This window comes from Rhizobium sp. R339 (genome assembly GCF_002211395.1).
In the GTDB taxonomy this organism is placed as follows: domain Bacteria; phylum Pseudomonadota; class Alphaproteobacteria; order Rhizobiales; family Rhizobiaceae; genus Rhizobium.
The window spans coordinates 100,446-116,288 of record NZ_LOKV01000009.1; the positions used below are offsets into that span (position 1 = coordinate 100,446).

A 15,843-nucleotide genomic window follows, 5' to 3' on the forward strand; every position below is an offset into this window, starting at 1 on the left:
ACGCGCCTGCTTGTAAAACAATGCCTGCTGCCCAAGCAGATATATTTCAGGATATTTCAGATTCGCTCAAGCCACTTAAGTCGCGTTCGTGGTCATCCCGGCTTAGAACGTTGACGCAGGTTCAGCGCCGCATGGGCGCAACAGCAACCCTGGACCGCCAAGATCACAAAGAGAAGGAGGATGGCATGTATAGTGGCAATCTACTTCAGTTCCCCGCAAAAAAGATAGCACCGCCGGCGGAAGATGCACCGGTCGTATGCCTCGTGAGCAACGATCTGGTATTTCATCGATCGCTGGACGAAGAGATTCGAACGCTCGGTTCGCGGCCGGCCAGCTTCAGTTCTGCACGGGATTTTCTCACCCATGCTCGGGATGCGTGCTTCGCGTGCGTCATCATCGACAATGCCGTGCCCGATCTTGACGTAGACGTCCTTACCCTCCTGATTTGCCTGCAGGCAGTTCGTCACCCCGTGATCGTGCTGACGTCCGAGGGCGATGCTCAGGTGACGTTGACTGCCACGCGATATCCGGTGACGTTTCTGCCGAGACCTTTCGGCACGGACAATCTCGTCCAACTGATCCGCTCCTCCGTTGAGGCGACCATCTCGATCAGCCAGCTGGATTGCCGTTACCAGAGCCTTTCGGCGCGCGAACGGCAGGTCATGAAGTTCGTCGTCGAAGGCCTGCTGAACAAGCAAGTCGCATATAAATTGAATATCAGCGTGATCACGGTAAAGGCCCACCGCGGACAGGTGATGAGGAAGATGCGAGCCCGCTCGCTGCCGGAGCTGGTGAATATGGCCGCGAAGATCGAACCGGGCCTCTGCGCCGCATGCTGAACGCTGCGCCCTGACCGTTCGCGACAGTTTAGCCAATACCTAAGTGTAGTTATAAGTGCGCGCCGACCATTATAGTCTCCTCCTAAAACAGCGACAGTGCTCCCGCGTCCTCCCCTCCGCCGGAGCGCGCGGATCCGCAAGGTCCGCCAGAGGCCGTCTCCGTCCGCCCGGAGACGGCCCTTTCTTCATGCGGCCGTCAGTCGCGCGCCCCCGCGATCGCGTACCGGCCATAGTGACAGAGACGGTTTCAGTTCCTATATCGGCCCCGACAGTTTGAAAGGAAATCGATCATGACAATCAACGGAAACCTGCTCATTGCGGGAACGGAAAAACGTGGCCCGAACGGTGAGTTTCATGGCATCGAAGCGGCCACCGGAAAGCAACTTCCCGTTTCCTTCGGTGGTGCTTCGCCCGAAGATGTCGAGCAGGCAGCCGAACAGGCATGGCAGGCCTTCGCCACCTACCGCGAGACCGATCTGGAAGTCAGAGCAAAATTTCTGGAAAAGATTGCCGAGGAAATCGAAGCGATCGGCGATGATCTCGTGGTCCGCGCGATGGCGGAAACCGGGCTCCCCCGGGGACGTCTGGAGGGGGAGCGGGCGCGCACGACCGGCCAGCTCCGCCTGTTCGCCAGGGAGGTCCGTGAAGGCCGCTTCCAGGAGCTGCGCTTCGATGCAGGCGATCCTTCCCGCAAACCCGTTGCGAAACCGGATCTCAGGCTCAGAAACGTCGCGCTCGGCCCCGTGGCGGTCTTTGGCGCCTCGAATTTTCCGCTCGCCTTCTCCGTCGCCGGCGGCGACACGGCATCCGCGCTGGCCGCGGGCTGCCCGGTCGTCGTAAAAGCGCACTCGGCGCATCCGGGCACCTCGGAGCTCGTCGGCCGGGCGGTGCAGCGGGCGGTCGCAAGCGCAGATCTCCATCCGGGAACCTTCTCGCTGCTGTTCGACACCGGCTTTGAGGTCGGTCAGAGGCTCGTGGCGGAATCCAGGATCCGGGCGGTCGGCTTTACCGGCTCCCGCCGCGGCGGAACGGCACTGATGGAAATCGCCTCGAAGCGCAAACAACCCATCCCCGTCTACGCCGAAATGAGCAGCATCAACCCGGTCATCCTTTTCCCCGGCGCGCTGAACGCCAGGGCAACCGATATTGCTGCCGGTTTCGTGACATCGCTTGTCCTGGGCGCCGGCCAGTTCTGCACAAATCCCGGCCTGATCCTCGCCGTCGACGGCGCTGCCCTTGACGCCTTCGTTGCACGGACAGCCGAGCTGCTTCGGGATGTCGCGCCTCAGGCAATGCTGACGCCGTCGATCGCAAAGGCCTATTGCGACGGCGTTGCCAAACTCAGGCAGCATTCCGAGGTGCGGGCGGTGGCATTGGGCAGGCCCGGCAGCGAATTTGAAGGCACGGCGGCGCTGTTCGAGACGTCGGCGGACGCCTTCCTCGCCAATCACGAGCTTCAGGACGAGGTCTTCGGCGCCGCCGGCCTCGTCGTTCGTTGCAGGGATCTTCAGCAGCTCGAGGCGGTGCTCGACGAGCTGGAAGGCCAGCTCACCGTTGCGCTCCACATCGCGGACGAGGACGAAGCCGCGGCACGCCGACTGGTCCCCAAGCTGGAGATGCTGGCAGGCCGGCTGCTCGTCAACGGTTTCGGAACCGGCGTGGAAGTGTCTCCCGCCATGGTCCATGGCGGACCTTATCCGGCAACGGCGGACGGACGATCGACATCCGTCGGCACTCTGGCGATATATCGGTTCCTGCGGCCGGTATCCTATCAGGACTTCACGAAGGCCCTGTTGCCGGCAGGGCTTCGATAGCGACAAGACAGGCGGTCGCCGTCTGTCTCGACAGGCGACCGGCTCACATTGGGTTCCGGCAGAAGGCGGCGAAGCTCGTCGCCGTCGTCGATTCCATCCTGATATAGGACGACCAGGCAACGTGCCGCGCCCTCGGCCTCAGGTCCGTGATTGTGGCAGCTTCTGGCTGTGCAGTAGTCCCTGAGGATGTCCCGGATCATCGAGATCGCCTCCAGTCCCAGCGGGCGGCCACCCCAATCAAATTCCCGATCGATCGACCTGTGTCCCAAAGGGGTCAGACCGGAATGCGTGAGAGGCAGACCGAAGAGCACGCCGTCCCCGCCTTGTCCTGCGTTCGCTCGGGGTCGGCCGGCGCTGCCGGAACCCAGACCCGGGTCGCCTGCACGGGCTGCCCTATGAACACCAATGCGGCGATCAGCGCTGCCATTGCGAGCAGAATAGCGAAGCCTGGAAAAATCGAACCTCGTCCCTGGTCATCATCGTACATCGTCCTCTCCTGTGCTCCGCGTCAAAGATTGAAGACGAGTATGTCGATGGCCTGCCGGAAGGACAGCTGCACATAGGTATCGCCTATACCTTGGTATCACCGATACCTTCGTTCAGTAGCGCCCCCGTGTACCGCCCTTCACAGTCTTACCGTCAACCGCGCGTGCCGCAGCCGCTCCTCCGGAAGGTTTGCTGGTGCGCATGTCTTTGGAGACGCAACAATGCGGAACATCGAAATCGCGAACCTGACGCGCCGGACATTCGGCGGTGTCGCTCTAGGGCTGACGGCGGCAGGAATTCTTGGAGAGATGGCTGGCGCCGCGCAAGCGGAGCAACCGACCCCAGTCCCGGCCGCCGAGGCGACGCTGAACGCCAGCGAGCGTATTGACGCTGGAGACCTCAACATTGCCTATGCGGCGCTCGGCCCGGCCGATGGCTCGCCGGTTCTGCTCCTGCATGGCTGGCCCTACGATATCAATAGCTTCGCGAAAGTGGCTCCAATACTGGCCGACCGCGGACACCGGGTCATCGTTCCCTTTCTCCGCGGATATGGCGGCACGACATTCCTGTCGGCGAAAACGAAACGCAACGGCCAGCAGTCGGCGCTCGCCCTGGACGCCATCAAGCTCATGGATGCCCTGAAGATCGACAGGGCGACGGTCGCAGGCTTCGACTGGGGAGCTCGCACGGCCGATATCGTTGCCGCACTCTGGCCGGAACGATGCAGAGGCCTCGTCTCGGTGAGCGGCTATCTCGTGGGAAGCCAGAGCGCCGGCAAACAGCCGCTGCCGCCATCCGCGGAGTTGCAGTGGTGGTACCAATATTATTTTGCCACCGAACGCGGCCGTGAGGGATACGAGAAATATACCAATGATTTCGCAAAGCTCATCTGGAAGCTGGCTTCGCCGCACTGGAATTTCGATGATGCCACGTTCGAGCGGAGCGCGGCTGCCTTTTCCAACCCCGATCACGTCGCCATCGTGGTCCATAACTATCGCTGGCGTCTGGGCCTGGCCGAAGGAGAAAAGAGGTTCGACAAATACGAGCAGAGGCTCGCCACCGGCCCCGAGATTAAGGTGCCGACGATCACGCTGGAAGGAGATGCCAATGGCGCACCGCATCCGGACCCCAAGGCCTATGCGGCGAAATTCAAAGCAAGATACGAGCATCGCGACATCGGCGGCGGCATCGGACACAACCTCCCGCAGGAAGCGCCTGAAGCCTTTGCCAAGGCCGTCATCGACGCGGATTCCTGGGCTTAATCCCGAGCAAGAGCCGACGCATCTGTTCCACGCGAACTGCCGCGCGTGGAACATTTCGATTCGAACCTGCGATCAACTCGCGCCAAAGATCAGCCGCTGATAAGCAGCGAGCATGGTGGGATCCTCAACCGATCCATGATGATGGAGTTGGCGCCATCGGCCATCATTCCGGACGAACCAGCGCGTCGTGCGGAAAGCAAGGTCCAAGCGTGTTTTCGGCGTCCAGCACACGCCGCGCTCGCGGCCGACGAAGAGATGCCAGTCCTCTCCTCCCTGACTGGTAAAGTCGTGGAAAGTCACATTGACACTGGCTGCGCCGCCGAAGAGCTTGGTATAGCCATCGGCGATCGACGCCCAACCGCGCCTTATCCCGCCGATCGGATTATCCATGCTGGGTGCCTCGCCGTCGAACCAGAGGGCTTCAAGCCCTTTCATGTCGCCGGAATTGAAGGCATCGTAAAAATCGATGAGGGCGTCGAGAGGACCGCCGTCGCCGGCCCTCTTCTCCTTGCCTGAGATTTCGGGCAGATGCTCAAGCATTGGACAGCTCGTATTCGTTCTCGAGGAGGCGCAGGAGCGATTGCGCCGCAGCCGTGGACGAGGCAGGGTTCTGCCCAGTGATCAGGCGGCCGTCGACGATCGAAAAACTTGCCCAGTCTTCGGCCTTCTCGTACCTGCCGCCGAGCGCTTTCAGGTCATCCTCTACCAGGAAAGGCACGACCTTCGTCAGCTGAACGGCCTCCTCCTCGCTGTTGGCGAAGCCGGTCACCCGCTTTCCCTTCACGAGGGGCTGGCCGTTATGGGTGACGTGATGGAAGACGGCCGGAGCGTGGCAGACAGCAGCCACAGGTTTGCCGGCATTGTAGAAATCCTCGATCAGCGAGATCGATTTGCGATCCTCGACGAGGTCCCACATCGGACCGTGCCCGCCGGAATAGAAGACCGTGTCGAAATCCTTGGCATCGACGGTGTCGAGCCGCACGGTGGCGGCAAGGACCGATTGAGCGTCTCTATCCCTTTTGAAGCGCTCCATGGCAGGCGTCTGGTTGCCCGGCTCGTCGCTCTTCGGATCGATTGGAGGCTGGCCGCCTTTGGGCGAAGCGACGGTTATCTGCGCGCCGGCATCCTTGAAGACGTAATAAGGCGCCGCGAACTCTTCCAGCCAAAACCCCGTCTTGCGTCCGGTGTAGCCAAGACGATCATGCGAAGTCAGAACCATCAGGATCTTGCTCATCGTTCTCTCCATTGAAACGTTGTGAAGGCGTGCGGCGCCTTTCCGGTCTCGGGCGAAACTATCAGACGTGATCTTGCGCGCCGTCGACGTGCCTACCTTGCGCATGAATGACGATGGGTTCCATTGCACTATGGTGTCGCCGGCGGCGGCAAAACCGGAGCCGCTGCTTACGCTTTGCGGGCTTTCGAATGCGCATCGAGGACCGCGATGGCCTCGTCAAAGAGCGACCTCGTGAGCTCGCCGGCCGGCAGATGTTTCGCCAGCCTGGCCGACTGTCCCGCCCACAGGTTGGTGAAATCGTCGCTCCCCCTGCCCTCCGCTTTCGCCCGGATGGGCGAAAGGGCCGCGCCTGCCGTCGGAAACGGCGGGGCGGCATCGGAAATCGGCCCGAGTTCGCGCATGATCCGGTTGACGACGCCGCGTGCAGGACGCCCGGTGAAGAGGTTGGTGATCGCCGTGCTGGCATCGCCTGCGTGGCCGAGCGCGGCCGCGTGCACGGCCGCTATCTTCGCTTCGGCGCTGAAGAGATAGGCCGTGCCGATCTGAACTGCTGACGCGCCGAGCATCAATGCTGCCGCCACACCCCGTCCGTCGGCGATGCCGCCGGCGGCGATGACGGGAACTTGCACCGCATCGACGACCTGCGGGACGAGAGCCATCGTCCCGACCTGCGTGGCCATGTCCTTCGTAAGAAAATTGCCGCGGTGGCCGCCGGCCTCGAAGCCCATGGCGATCACCGCGTCGACACCGTTGGCTTCCAGCCAGACCGCCTCCTCCACAATGGTCGCCGAGGATATGATCCTGGCGCCGGTGGCCCTCACGCGCTCGACCAGCCGCGGCTCCGGAAGGCCGAAATGGAAGCTGACGACGGCTGGACGAAACTCTTCGACGACATCGCAGAACGCATCGTCGAAGGGCGCCCGGCCCGAACCGGAGACGGGAGCGGCGGGATCGATCCCGAGCTCCCGGTAATAAGGCGCGAGGGCCGAGCGCCATTTCATCTGGGCGGCCGGATCGTCGGCCGGCGTCATATGGCTGAAGAAGTTTACGTTGATGGGAGCGGCCGTGTCCTGGTGGATGCGCCGAAGCGCCTCCCGCAGCTGCTCGACGGAATATTGCGCGCTCGGCAGCGAGCCGAGACCGCCGGCCCTGGAGGCCGCTATCACCATGTCGACCGTGGTCGCACCGGCCATCGGCGCCTGAATAATGGGAAGTTCAATTCCGAAAAGATCAAGAATGCGACGGTCGTGCCAGGCTGTCATATCGGGCTCCATTCGAAGCGTTGCGCTCGCGGGTGATATCCTTCTTGGCCTCACCGGTCCATTACACCTTGGTGTTCCCGGCCCCGACCGATCCAAAGGTATCGGCGACACCTTGGTGCAATAGCTCCCCAGTGCCTTTGGCGCGAAAGTCGGCACCAGCGGTATGAAGATCAACGGCCGGACCCTCCGGCCAAGCCGCTCAGACAGATTTCCGACCCGTGAGACGCCCGGTTCATCCCACCTGGTGACGGGGCCCCGCGCGCAAATAGAACGGAGCCATGGAAATGAGCATACACAAGACGATCGTCATCACAGGCGCTTCGCAGGGCATCGGTGCCGGACTCGTGAAGACGTTTTTCGACAAGGGCTGGAACGTCGTCGCGACATCCAGGCGGATCAGCCAGACGACGCTGTTTGATCGGACCGGGCGACTTGAGCTGATCGACGGGGACGTCGGCGACCCTGGGACAGCAGAGCGTGTCGCGCTGACGGCACTGGAGCAGTTCGGCTCGATCGACGTCCTCGTCAACAATGCCGGCATCTTTTTGACCAAGCCGTTTCTCGACTACACCATCGAGGATCTTCGCCGCCTTTCGGCGACCAATGTCGAAGGCTTCCTGCATTTCACCAAACAGGCCGTGCGCCAGATGCTCCGCCAGAAGGCCGGCGGCAGCATCATCACCATCACCTCGTCCCTGACCGATCACCCGATCGCCGGCGTGAATGCATCGCTGGCGATGATCACCAAGGGCGGGCTCAACGCGATCACCAAGAGCCTGGCGCTGGAATTTGCCGGCGACAATATTCGCGTGAATGCCGTTTCTCCGGGCATTGTCGATACGCCGATGCACGCGACGGATTCGAAAGACTTCCTGAAATCTCTCTCGCCCATGGGCACGATCACCGCGGTCCAGGAAATCGTCGACGGTGTCGTCTATCTCGCGGAGTCGTCCAACATCACCGGGGAGGTGCTGCACGTCGACAACGGCGCACATCTCGGCAAATGGTGACGCCGAGCGCAGAAGCGCGGCTGCGGGAACTGGCGCTGGACCTGCCTCCTCCGCCGACGCCGTTCGGCGCCTACGTCGAAGCGGTTCAAGCCGGCACGCTGCTGTTCCTGAGCGGCATGCTCCCCGTTGTCGGACACGTGCCGAAATATCTGGGGCGGCTTGGTGAGGACCTCTCTGTTGAAGAGGGCTACGACGCCGCGAGAACGGCGTGCCTCAGCGGATTGTCGGCCGCCAGAGCGCATCTCGGATCTCTCGACAGGATCAGGACGATCGCCAAGCTCGGCGTCTACATCGCAACCACCAGCGATTTCCGGGAGCACCCCAAGGTCGCCGATGGCGCCTCCGAGCTGCTTTCCCGGATCTTCGGCGAAACACGGGTTCCACCCCGCATCGTACTCGGCGTTTCGAGCGTGCCGCTCGGAATGCCCGTCGAGGTCGAGCTCGTCCTCGAGATCGAAACCTAGCGAACACTTCGCTCATTTTCCTTGGAGCCAGTCATGAACGTGAGAATGCAGAAATCGACCACATTCGCCACCTTGTCATCTCAGTTTCTCGCCGCTGCGGCGCTGCTGATGCTGCCGGCGCCCGCACTTGCCGGGCAAACGCTTGTCGCGGAGACATCCGACCCCGCGCCTGAGATCACAGCCCAACCGGGCAAAGAGCGGCCGCAGATCAGGATCGACAAGCGGTCGCCCGCCTATTGGCGCGTCACTTTCGACAATCCTCCCTTCAACATCTTCGGTCCTGAAACCATCCCGCAGATGGAGAAAGTCGTGGCGGAGATCGAGACCGATCCGAATCTGAAGATCGTCGTCTTCGACAGCGCCGTGCCGGGCTTTTTTCTCACCCACTACAACTTCACCCCGCCGCTTGCAGAATCAACCAGCCTCCCCTCGGGGCGGACGGGTCTCCATCCCCTTCCCGACATGCTGGTGCGCATCAGCAAGGCGCCCGTCGTTTCCGTTGCGCTGATCCGCGGCCGGGCGACGGGAGTGGGAAGCGAACTCGCGCTTGCGAGCGACATGCGTTTTGCCAGCAGGGAAAAGGCGATCCTGTCGCAGTGGGAGGTGGGCGCCGGGTTCGTGCCGGGCGGCGGACCGATGGCTCGCCTTCCGCGGCTTGTGGGACGCGGCAGAGCGCTCGAAGTTTTGCTCGGCTCCGACGATATCAACGGCGATCTGGCGGAGAAATACGGCTACGTCAACCGCTCCTTTGACGACGACGGGCTCGATCCCTTCGTCGACGCCCTCGCCGCGAGGATCTCCGGTTTCGATCGCCAGGCGATCGCAGATACCAAACGTCTGGTCGATTTCGCCAGCCTGCCGTCAGATCCGGAAATCGGGGCCGGCTGGGATGCTTTCATCTCCTCGGTGCAGCGCCCCGTGGCGCAGAAGAACATCGGCCGCCTGATGGAGATGGGTTTGCAGACCGACCCCGATATCGAAGCGCGGCTTGGGCACTACACCCAGACCTTGAGCAACGACTAGCCGAAACGCTGTCCTGCAGTGCTACGGCAGGGCAGCGATATCGGGCTCATTCGATTGCCTTTGCACATTACCACTGACAATTATGGAGAGACCACATGCACAGCATCGAAAACCAGATCGTCGATTCAAGTTTCTCTGCGATCATCAATGCGCCGGTCGAACATGTCGACATCCCGGCATGGTGCTTCGCCCTGCCGGAGAAAGAATATCAGCAGTGCTCCCCAGCGCACATCGCCGCGGGCTTCACCACGGCGCCTGACGGCACACGGATGTCGATCAACGTCGAAACGATCGGCGGGAGCCTGATGGTCCAGCACTACATCGAGACGCTGGGGGAAAAGCACCATCTCGTTCTCGATTCCGATTCCGATGTCTTCACGCCCACTGGCCGCGTTACCATCCACGTCACGTGGGAGCTGAGCGTGAAGAGAATCGACGCGCAGCGGTGCGAATTCACAAACCGTGTCAGATCCTACGCAACGGACGAGATGAAGGCGTTCCTGGACCGACAGGGCATTCCCTTCGAGGTTTTCCGAACCCAGCGGCAGCCGATGTCCATTGCCCACAACAAGGGCGAAACGCCGCTTTTCGCCGCAAGCATCGAACGCGCTGCCCTGCGTAATGCCTCTTCGATCAAGGCAGCCTGATTTCCGGGAGGATTACCATGACAGAACTGTCCTACGACCGCAGCAACACGGGATTGATCGTCGTCGATCCCTATAACGACTTCATCTCGGAAGGCGGGAAAATCTGGCCCCGGCTCAAGGAGGTTGCCGAGGCGAACAATTGCGTTCCGCACATGCTCGAAGTGCTGAACGCCGCGCGGCAGGCAAGGCTGCGCGTCTTCTTTGCGATGCACCACCGCTACAGGCCCGGCGATTACGAAAACTGGAAATTCGTTGCGCCGATCCAGCGCGCGGCATGGCATCGCAGGAGCTTCGAGTTCGGTACCTGGGGCGGCGAATTTCGCGCCGAATTCGTGCCGCTGGACGGCGAAGTCGTCGCCTCGGAGCACTGGTGCTCGAGCGGCTTCGCCAATACGGATCTCGATCTCGAGCTGAAGCGGCACGGGATCCAGAGAGTGATCGTGATCGGCCTCGTCGCGCACAGCTGCATCGAGGCCACGGTTCGCTACGCTGCCGAGCTCGGCTATGATGTGACGGTGGTGAAGGACGCCGTTGCAGACTACTCTCCGGAGATGATGCACGCGGCGCTCGAGATCAACTTGCCGAACTATGCCAGCGCGATCGTGGAGACAGGGGAGGTCGTTACCGCTCTCTCCGCAAGCAACGCCGCATAGGCACACCAACCCGCCACGGCGCAGTGATGCCCCGGCTGACCAACACCTATGCATAATGGACAGCCGTCTGGTCGGCGCGCATCGTCTCTCGCGTTGCGGCAAGAGCCGCAGGAGAGTTCACCTTAGGGAGATCGAAATGACTGTTCATGAATCGATGAATTCGAATGCCGCCGCCCTGACCGAGATCGATATGAAGCTCGAAGTCGTGGTCATTCCCGTATCGGACGTCGACCGCGCCAAGGCATTTTACACCGGCCTCGGGTGGCGGCTCGATGCAGACTTTCCGGGTGAGGACGGGTTCCGTGTCGTGCAGGTGACGCCGCCTGGATCGCCATGCTCGGTCATCTTCGGATCGAAGGTCACCTCGGCTTTGCCTGGCTCGGCACAAGGGCTTCATCTCATCGTCTCCGATATCGAAACGGCGAATGCCGCACTGGCCGCAAGGGGTGCCGAGATGAGCGGCGTCTTCCACGACGCCGGCGGCGTGTTCCACCATCAAGGCACCGAACAAAGGCTGGCTGGTCCACATCCGTCCCGCGCCAGCTATGGCTCCTTCGCCGCATTCACCGATCCGGACGGGAACGGCTGGCTCTTCCAGGAAGTCACGACGCGGCTGCCCGGACGGGTCGATGAGAAAGGCGCGACCTTCACCTCCACGGCCGATCTTGCCGGCGCCCTCCGTCGTGCGGCAGCCGCCCATGGCGAACATGAAAAGCGGACCGGTGGTAAACACGACGAAAACTGGCCGGACTGGTATGCGCAATACATGCTCGCCGAGCAGTCCGGGGCAGCACTGCCGACCTGACAGCTCACGCCGCCGATCAACCTCAAGCTCAGCATATGGGGCGGCCACGGGCCGCCCTTGCTTTATCAGCGGGACTGACCTCTTGGCATGCGCGCATCACCGGCTCGTGGCAGCGATGGTCCGCGCGGCGATTGCGACCCGAAAGGTACAAATCCAAAGGTATCGGCGACACCTTGGTGCAATAGATCCTGGCTTCGGCAAGTGTGAAGCTCACCTGCGTCCAAACACCCATCACAGGAGAACGCCATGCCGTCCACCGAACATCTCGTCACCCGCCGAACTCTTCTTGCCAGCGCCGCAGCTGCCGGCGCGTTGAGCGTCCTGCCACAACAAGTGGCCTTCGCCAAAGAAGGCGGGGAAGGTATCCGCCGCTTCAGCTTCAAGGCCAGCCAAGAGCAGCTCGGCGATCTGCGCCGCCGCATCGAAGCAACGCGCTTTCCCGAAGCTGAGCTCGTCGCCGACAGCTCGCAAGGCGTCCAGTCCGCAACGATCGAGAAGCTGGCGAAATATTGGGCGACGAACTACGATTGGAGAAAGATCGAAGCCAAGCTCAACGAATTGCCGCAGTTCATCACGGAGATCGACGGCGTCGACATCCACTTCATCCATGTCAAATCCAAGCATGACGGCGCCCTCCCGATCATCGTGACGCATGGATGGCCGGGCTCGATCATCGAGCAGATGAAGATCATCGGACCGCTGACGGATCCGACCGCACATGGCGGCGCGGCATCCGACGCCTTCGACGTCGTCATCCCTTCTATTCCGGGGTACGGCTTCTCCGGCAAGCCGACCGAAAAGGGTTGGGATCCGATCCGCATCGCCCATGCGTGGATCGAGCTGATGAAACGTCTTGGCTACGCCAGATACGTGGCCCAGGGCGGCGACTGGGGCGATGCGGTGACCGAACAAATGGCGCTGATCGCCCCGCCCGAACTCCTCGGCATCCACGTCAACATGCCGGCAACCGTACCGGAGGACATCGCCACGGCCCTGCAGCCTGGCGGCAAGAAGCCGGCGGGATTGTCGCCGGACGAATCCCATGCCTACGATCAGCTGGCCGACTTCTACGCACACGGCCTCGGCTATGCGATCGAGATGGCGAACCGGCCCCAGACGCTCGTCGGCATTGCGGATTCTCCCGTCGGCCTCGCTGCCTGGATGATCGACCACGACATCCGCAGCTATGAGCTGATCGCTCGTATCTTCGACGGGAAGACGGAAGGTCTCAGCCGAGACGATATTCTCGACAACGTCACCCTCTACTGGCTCACGAACACGGCTGTTTCGTCGGCGCGGCTGTATTGGGAGAACAAGCTCGCCTTCTTCCAGCCCAAGAACGTCAAGATTCCGGTCGCAGTCAGCGTCTTCCCCGACGAAATCTACGCCGCGCCGCGAAGCTGGACCGAGAAGGCCTATGCGAACCTGATCCACTTCAATAGGCTCGACAAGGGCGGCCATTTCGCCGCCTGGGAGCAGACCCAATTGTTCTGCGAGGAAATGCGGACGTCGTTCCGCACGGTTCGAACCTAAAACCGAGCTATCGCTTCTGAAACGGGGCCGGACTCAAGCCTGATTGAGTTCGGCCATCGCAGGAGCCGGCGGCGCGATGATGCCTTTCAGGATCTGATGAGCGAATGGAATCTGGCGGGCAGCGAAGCCGGGCTCACGGCCGTTGGCTGAAGGCAGCCTCGAGACATCCGATCAGCGTGCTGACGTCGACTGGCTTGCGGAGAAAGGCGAAGGCGCCGCCATTGAGCGCAGCTTTGCGCGTGCGCTCATCGTCGTAGGAGGTCACGAAGATCATCGGCGGGCGGTCGCCGCGGCGGTTGAGCTCAGCCAACAATTCAAGGCCGGTAAGGCCGGGCATCTTGACGTCCACCAGCATGCAGTCGATCTCGGCGCGTGGCTCGAAATCGAGAAACTCTTCCGCAGAGGAGAACAGCCGGCTTTGGTAACCGAAGTTCTTGATCAGGTCATCCATCGCTTCGCGAATAGCCTGGTCGTCGTCAACGACGGCAATGGTGGGAACGGAGGGCAATGAGGCAGCCTTTTTTGTTGTTCTATGCCGCCCTTATGCGCCCACGCCCGCTTGAAAGATACCATACTAAGATACAGTCGGCCGGTGACGGTCGCCGAGGATTTCAGCTTTGCGCACCAGATCGGCGACAGACCGGACTTCCATCTTGCGCATGACATTGCCGCGATGGAGTTTCACCGTCACTTCGCTAATGCCCAGTTCGAAAGCGATCTGCTTGTTCATCAGCCCCCTGACGACGGCATCCATGACTTCGCGTTCGCGCGGCGTCAACCTTGCGGCAAGTGAGGCGACAGCCGCGCTCTGCGCGCTCTCCTGGCGCCGTACGGCATCGCGCTCCATCGCGGTCGCCACGGCATCGAGAATGTCCTGCTCCTCGAACGGCTTGGTCAGAAAGTCGACGGCGCCGGCCTTCATTGCCCGCACGCTCATCGGAATGTCGCCGAAGCCCGTCATGAAGACGATCGGCATCTGGTTGCCGATGCGCTCCAGCTCGACCTGAAAATCAAGGCCGCTGACGCCGGGAAGCTGCACGTCGAGGAGGAGGCAGCCTGGTCGGCTCAGATCGGCCTTTTCAAGAAAGGCGGAGGTGCTTTCGAACGCTTCTGCGTCGAATTTCATCGAGCGGAACAGGTCGGTCAACGCCTCTCTCATCGAGATATCGTCGTCGACGATGAAGACGACGGACGCCGCTGGTTCCTTGGCTGCTTTGCGCATATCAGGCATATTCCATCTCCGGTCTGATCGGCAGCGACATTTCAAAGACCGCGCCACCCTCGGGATGGTTGCCGCCTTCGAGCTTTCCACCACGGGCCTCGAGCGTGGTGCGGCAAATGGAGAGGCCCATCCCCATGCCTGCCGCCTTCGTCGTGAAGAACGGCGCAAACAGCTTCTCCTTCGCATCCGCTGCTATGCCGGGCCCGCTGTCGCGCACGGCGACGCGAATATGATCCCTATCCTGCTGCTCGATGCGCACGGTGATGGCGCGCCGGCTGGTGCCGGCTGCGTCCATCGCCTGGATGGCATTGGTGATGAGGTTGATCAATACCTGCTGCAGCTCGATTTTCACCGCCTTCAAAGGCGGGGTGTCCTCTCTTTCAACCAAGACCGTCGTGCCGCTTCGCTGAAGTTCGTGCTCCATCAGGATCAGCGTCTCATCGATGAGCTCGTCCAGGCTGATGGTTTCAAGCGTGCCTTCGGACTTGGCAAGCAGGTTTCGCGTGTTCTGGATGATGTCGCTGGCGCGCTTGCTGTCCCGGATCATCCTTTCGGCCGAGCGGCGCGCGGCCGGAAGGTCCGGCGGTTCGCGGTCGAGCCAGCGCAGCAGCGTTTGCGCATTGACGATGATCGCGCCGAGCGGCTGGTTGAGTTCATGGGCAAGCGAGGCGGACATGGCGCCAACGGTGGCAGCTTTCGACGCTCTGGTCAGTTCCGCCTGCGCCTCGGCAAGTGCCTTCAAGGCGAGCTCGCGTTGAGTAATATCGACCATGCTCACGACGACCCTGTTGAAGGCGGCCGGCTCCTTCGGGAAGCTGATGCTGAGCAAGGCGAGCTTGTCCTCGTTGTCTTCGGTGCGCAGTTCCACCTTGTCTTCGAAGGTGCGTTCACCGTTCATGATTGCCTGCATCACGTCCAGGAACTTCTCCTTGGCGGCGATTATGGACGGCTTGAGATCTCCCTTCGCGGAGAAGCGCGGCCCGAGCAGCTCCCTCGCCGCCTCATTGGAGGCGACGACCTTGATGAGATCCATGCAATGATCGGCAAAACCGGGGTTTGCCCGGGCATGGTCCTTGATATTGAGGACGCCTTGCTGCTTCAGGCTCATCAACGTGGCGTGGAGTTCGGAATAATCGCGTTCCCACAGCGCCACGCGCGTCCGGTCGAAGATGGAGCGATAGCGAGCCTCGCTCTCTTTGAGGGCGTTGTTGATCGACAGCAACGTCAGGCGGGCGGACTCGGTTTTCAGCAACAGCATGGTGGTGACGACCAGCGCCGCAAGCGCGACAACGAGGCGAATCGTCGATTGCAGATCACCATCCTGCCCATGCGTCACAGCGTAGGAAAGAAGCGTCATCGTCGCGCAGGTGGCCGAGATCATCAGCAAGCCAATCCGGGTCACCGCCTGCGCGGCCAGCAGCATCGTCACCACGTAAATGACTGCGATTGCACCTTCTATATCAGTGTAGGTATCGACATAGAAAACGGCAGCTGCGAGCACTGCGGCGAGCAAGGGGAAAGAAAGATGATGCCTTCCGCCTTGCAAGTCGCGAGAGCGAAACATCGTTGACCCGATCGACATTGGTCCC

General features: G+C 61.6%; 17 protein-coding genes. 10 read left to right on the forward strand and 7 right to left on the reverse strand.

The window, feature by feature from the left end; all coding sequences use genetic code 11:
- Positions 1-110: 110 nt before the first annotated feature.
- Both ATY76_RS12840 and ATY76_RS12850 read left to right on the forward strand, forming a co-directional pair.
- Entirely contained in the window at positions 111-839 is a 729-nt protein-coding gene (locus tag ATY76_RS12840; protein WP_245309821.1) for a LuxR C-terminal-related transcriptional regulator, read from the forward strand.
- A 290-nt stretch (positions 840-1,129) separates the two neighbouring features.
- A complete protein-coding gene (locus ATY76_RS12850) occupies positions 1,130-2,653 on the forward strand; it encodes an aldehyde dehydrogenase (NADP(+)) (protein ID WP_088675134.1) in 1,524 nt (507 codons plus the stop codon).
- Between the two features lie 274 nt (positions 2,654-2,927).
- Here ATY76_RS12850 and ATY76_RS12855 read toward each other — a convergent pair whose 3' ends face one another.
- Positions 2,928-3,140 (reverse strand): hypothetical protein, encoded by a 213-nt coding sequence (locus tag ATY76_RS12855; protein ID WP_088675135.1) that lies wholly within the window; start codon positions 3,138-3,140, stop codon positions 2,928-2,930.
- Between the two features lie 220 nt (positions 3,141-3,360).
- Here ATY76_RS12855 and ATY76_RS12860 point away from each other — a divergent pair, with 220 nt between their 5' ends.
- Positions 3,361-4,401, forward strand: a complete 1,041-nt coding sequence (locus tag ATY76_RS12860) for an alpha/beta hydrolase (protein WP_088675136.1) — start codon at positions 3,361-3,363, stop codon at positions 4,399-4,401.
- A gap of 72 nt (positions 4,402-4,473) precedes the next feature.
- On the opposite strand, the gene ATY76_RS12865 is transcribed toward ATY76_RS12860, so the two are convergent.
- The 3 genes from ATY76_RS12865 to ATY76_RS12875 all read right to left on the reverse strand — a co-directional run bounded on the left by ATY76_RS12865 (position 4,474) and on the right by ATY76_RS12875 (position 6,897).
- Complete coding sequence (locus tag ATY76_RS12865; protein WP_088675137.1) at positions 4,474-4,941, reverse strand: nuclear transport factor 2 family protein; 468 nt, start codon at positions 4,939-4,941, stop codon at positions 4,474-4,476.
- Positions 4,934-5,635, reverse strand: coding sequence for a type 1 glutamine amidotransferase domain-containing protein (locus ATY76_RS12870; RefSeq protein WP_088675138.1), 702 nt, complete (start codon positions 5,633-5,635; stop codon positions 4,934-4,936). Before ATY76_RS12870 ends, ATY76_RS12865 begins: the two co-directional genes overlap by 8 nt.
- Positions 5,636-5,802: 167 nt before the next feature.
- A complete protein-coding gene (locus tag ATY76_RS12875; protein WP_088675191.1) occupies positions 5,803-6,897 on the reverse strand; it encodes a nitronate monooxygenase family protein in 1,095 nt (364 codons plus the stop codon).
- Positions 6,898-7,181: 284 nt separating this feature from the next.
- Between ATY76_RS12875 and ATY76_RS12880 the strand changes: the two genes are divergently transcribed.
- From ATY76_RS12880 to ATY76_RS12910, 7 genes are all read left to right on the forward strand, one after another.
- Positions 7,182-7,907, forward strand: a complete 726-nt coding sequence (locus ATY76_RS12880; protein ID WP_088675139.1) for an SDR family oxidoreductase — start codon at positions 7,182-7,184, stop codon at positions 7,905-7,907.
- Positions 7,901-8,371: a RidA family protein gene (locus tag ATY76_RS12885; protein WP_088675140.1), complete on the forward strand. Its 471-nt coding sequence runs from the start codon at positions 7,901-7,903 to the stop codon at positions 8,369-8,371. Before ATY76_RS12880 ends, ATY76_RS12885 begins: the two co-directional genes overlap by 7 nt.
- Before the next feature lie 33 nt (positions 8,372-8,404).
- Positions 8,405-9,394, forward strand: a complete 990-nt coding sequence (locus tag ATY76_RS12890) for an enoyl-CoA hydratase/isomerase family protein (protein ID WP_190233642.1) — start codon at positions 8,405-8,407, stop codon at positions 9,392-9,394.
- A 95-nt stretch (positions 9,395-9,489) separates the two neighbouring features.
- Entirely contained in the window at positions 9,490-10,041 is a 552-nt protein-coding gene (locus ATY76_RS12895; protein WP_088675141.1) for a hypothetical protein, read from the forward strand.
- 17 nt (positions 10,042-10,058) lie between these two features.
- Complete coding sequence (locus ATY76_RS12900) at positions 10,059-10,694, forward strand: isochorismatase family cysteine hydrolase (RefSeq protein ID WP_088675142.1); 636 nt, start codon at positions 10,059-10,061, stop codon at positions 10,692-10,694.
- 136 nt (positions 10,695-10,830) lie between these two features.
- A complete protein-coding gene (locus ATY76_RS12905) occupies positions 10,831-11,499 on the forward strand; it encodes a VOC family protein (RefSeq protein WP_088675143.1) in 669 nt (222 codons plus the stop codon).
- 246 nt (positions 11,500-11,745) lie between these two features.
- The gene (locus ATY76_RS12910; RefSeq protein WP_088675144.1) at positions 11,746-13,032 is read left to right on the forward strand and encodes an epoxide hydrolase family protein; all 1,287 of its coding nucleotides are present in this window, start codon (positions 11,746-11,748) and stop codon (positions 13,030-13,032) included.
- Between the two features lie 133 nt (positions 13,033-13,165).
- On the opposite strand, the gene ATY76_RS12915 is transcribed toward ATY76_RS12910, so the two are convergent.
- From ATY76_RS12915 to ATY76_RS12925, 3 genes are all read right to left on the reverse strand, one after another.
- On the reverse strand, positions 13,166-13,540 hold the full coding sequence (locus tag ATY76_RS12915; protein WP_088675145.1) for a response regulator: 375 nt from the start codon (positions 13,538-13,540) through the stop codon (positions 13,166-13,168).
- Between the two features lie 66 nt (positions 13,541-13,606).
- Positions 13,607-14,263 (reverse strand): response regulator transcription factor, encoded by a 657-nt coding sequence (locus tag ATY76_RS12920; RefSeq protein WP_088675146.1) that lies wholly within the window; start codon positions 14,261-14,263, stop codon positions 13,607-13,609.
- Positions 14,256-15,836 (reverse strand): ATP-binding protein, encoded by a 1,581-nt coding sequence (locus tag ATY76_RS12925; protein WP_088675147.1) that lies wholly within the window; start codon positions 15,834-15,836, stop codon positions 14,256-14,258. The genes ATY76_RS12920 and ATY76_RS12925 overlap by 8 nt, the downstream gene beginning before the upstream one ends.
- Between the last annotated feature and the right edge of the window lie 7 nt (positions 15,837-15,843).

Coding starts and splice junctions, on each gene's coding strand:
- ATY76_RS12895 (WP_088675141.1), top strand. CDS start 9,490: ATGCACAGCATCGAAAACCAGATCGTCGATTCAAGTTTCTCTGCGATC.
- ATY76_RS12850 (WP_088675134.1), top strand. CDS start 1,130: ATGACAATCAACGGAAACCTGCTCATTGCGGGAACGGAAAAACGTGGC.
- ATY76_RS12875 (WP_088675191.1), bottom strand. CDS start 6,897: ATGACAGCCTGGCACGACCGTCGCATTCTTGATCTTTTCGGAATTGAA.
- ATY76_RS12890 (WP_190233642.1), top strand. CDS start 8,405: ATGAACGTGAGAATGCAGAAATCGACCACATTCGCCACCTTGTCATCT.
- ATY76_RS12865 (WP_088675137.1), bottom strand. CDS start 4,941: ATGCTTGAGCATCTGCCCGAAATCTCAGGCAAGGAGAAGAGGGCCGGC.
- ATY76_RS12905 (WP_088675143.1), top strand. CDS start 10,831: ATGACTGTTCATGAATCGATGAATTCGAATGCCGCCGCCCTGACCGAG.
- ATY76_RS12855 (WP_088675135.1), bottom strand. CDS start 3,140: ATGTACGATGATGACCAGGGACGAGGTTCGATTTTTCCAGGCTTCGCT.
- ATY76_RS12885 (WP_088675140.1), top strand. CDS start 7,901: ATGGTGACGCCGAGCGCAGAAGCGCGGCTGCGGGAACTGGCGCTGGAC.
- ATY76_RS12900 (WP_088675142.1), top strand. CDS start 10,059: ATGACAGAACTGTCCTACGACCGCAGCAACACGGGATTGATCGTCGTC.
- ATY76_RS12920 (WP_088675146.1), bottom strand. CDS start 14,263: ATGCCTGATATGCGCAAAGCAGCCAAGGAACCAGCGGCGTCCGTCGTC.
- ATY76_RS12910 (WP_088675144.1), top strand. CDS start 11,746: ATGCCGTCCACCGAACATCTCGTCACCCGCCGAACTCTTCTTGCCAGC.
- ATY76_RS12870 (WP_088675138.1), bottom strand. CDS start 5,635: ATGAGCAAGATCCTGATGGTTCTGACTTCGCATGATCGTCTTGGCTAC.
- ATY76_RS12860 (WP_088675136.1), top strand. CDS start 3,361: ATGCGGAACATCGAAATCGCGAACCTGACGCGCCGGACATTCGGCGGT.
- ATY76_RS12925 (WP_088675147.1), bottom strand. CDS start 15,836: ATGTCGATCGGGTCAACGATGTTTCGCTCTCGCGACTTGCAAGGCGGA.
- ATY76_RS12880 (WP_088675139.1), top strand. CDS start 7,182: ATGAGCATACACAAGACGATCGTCATCACAGGCGCTTCGCAGGGCATC.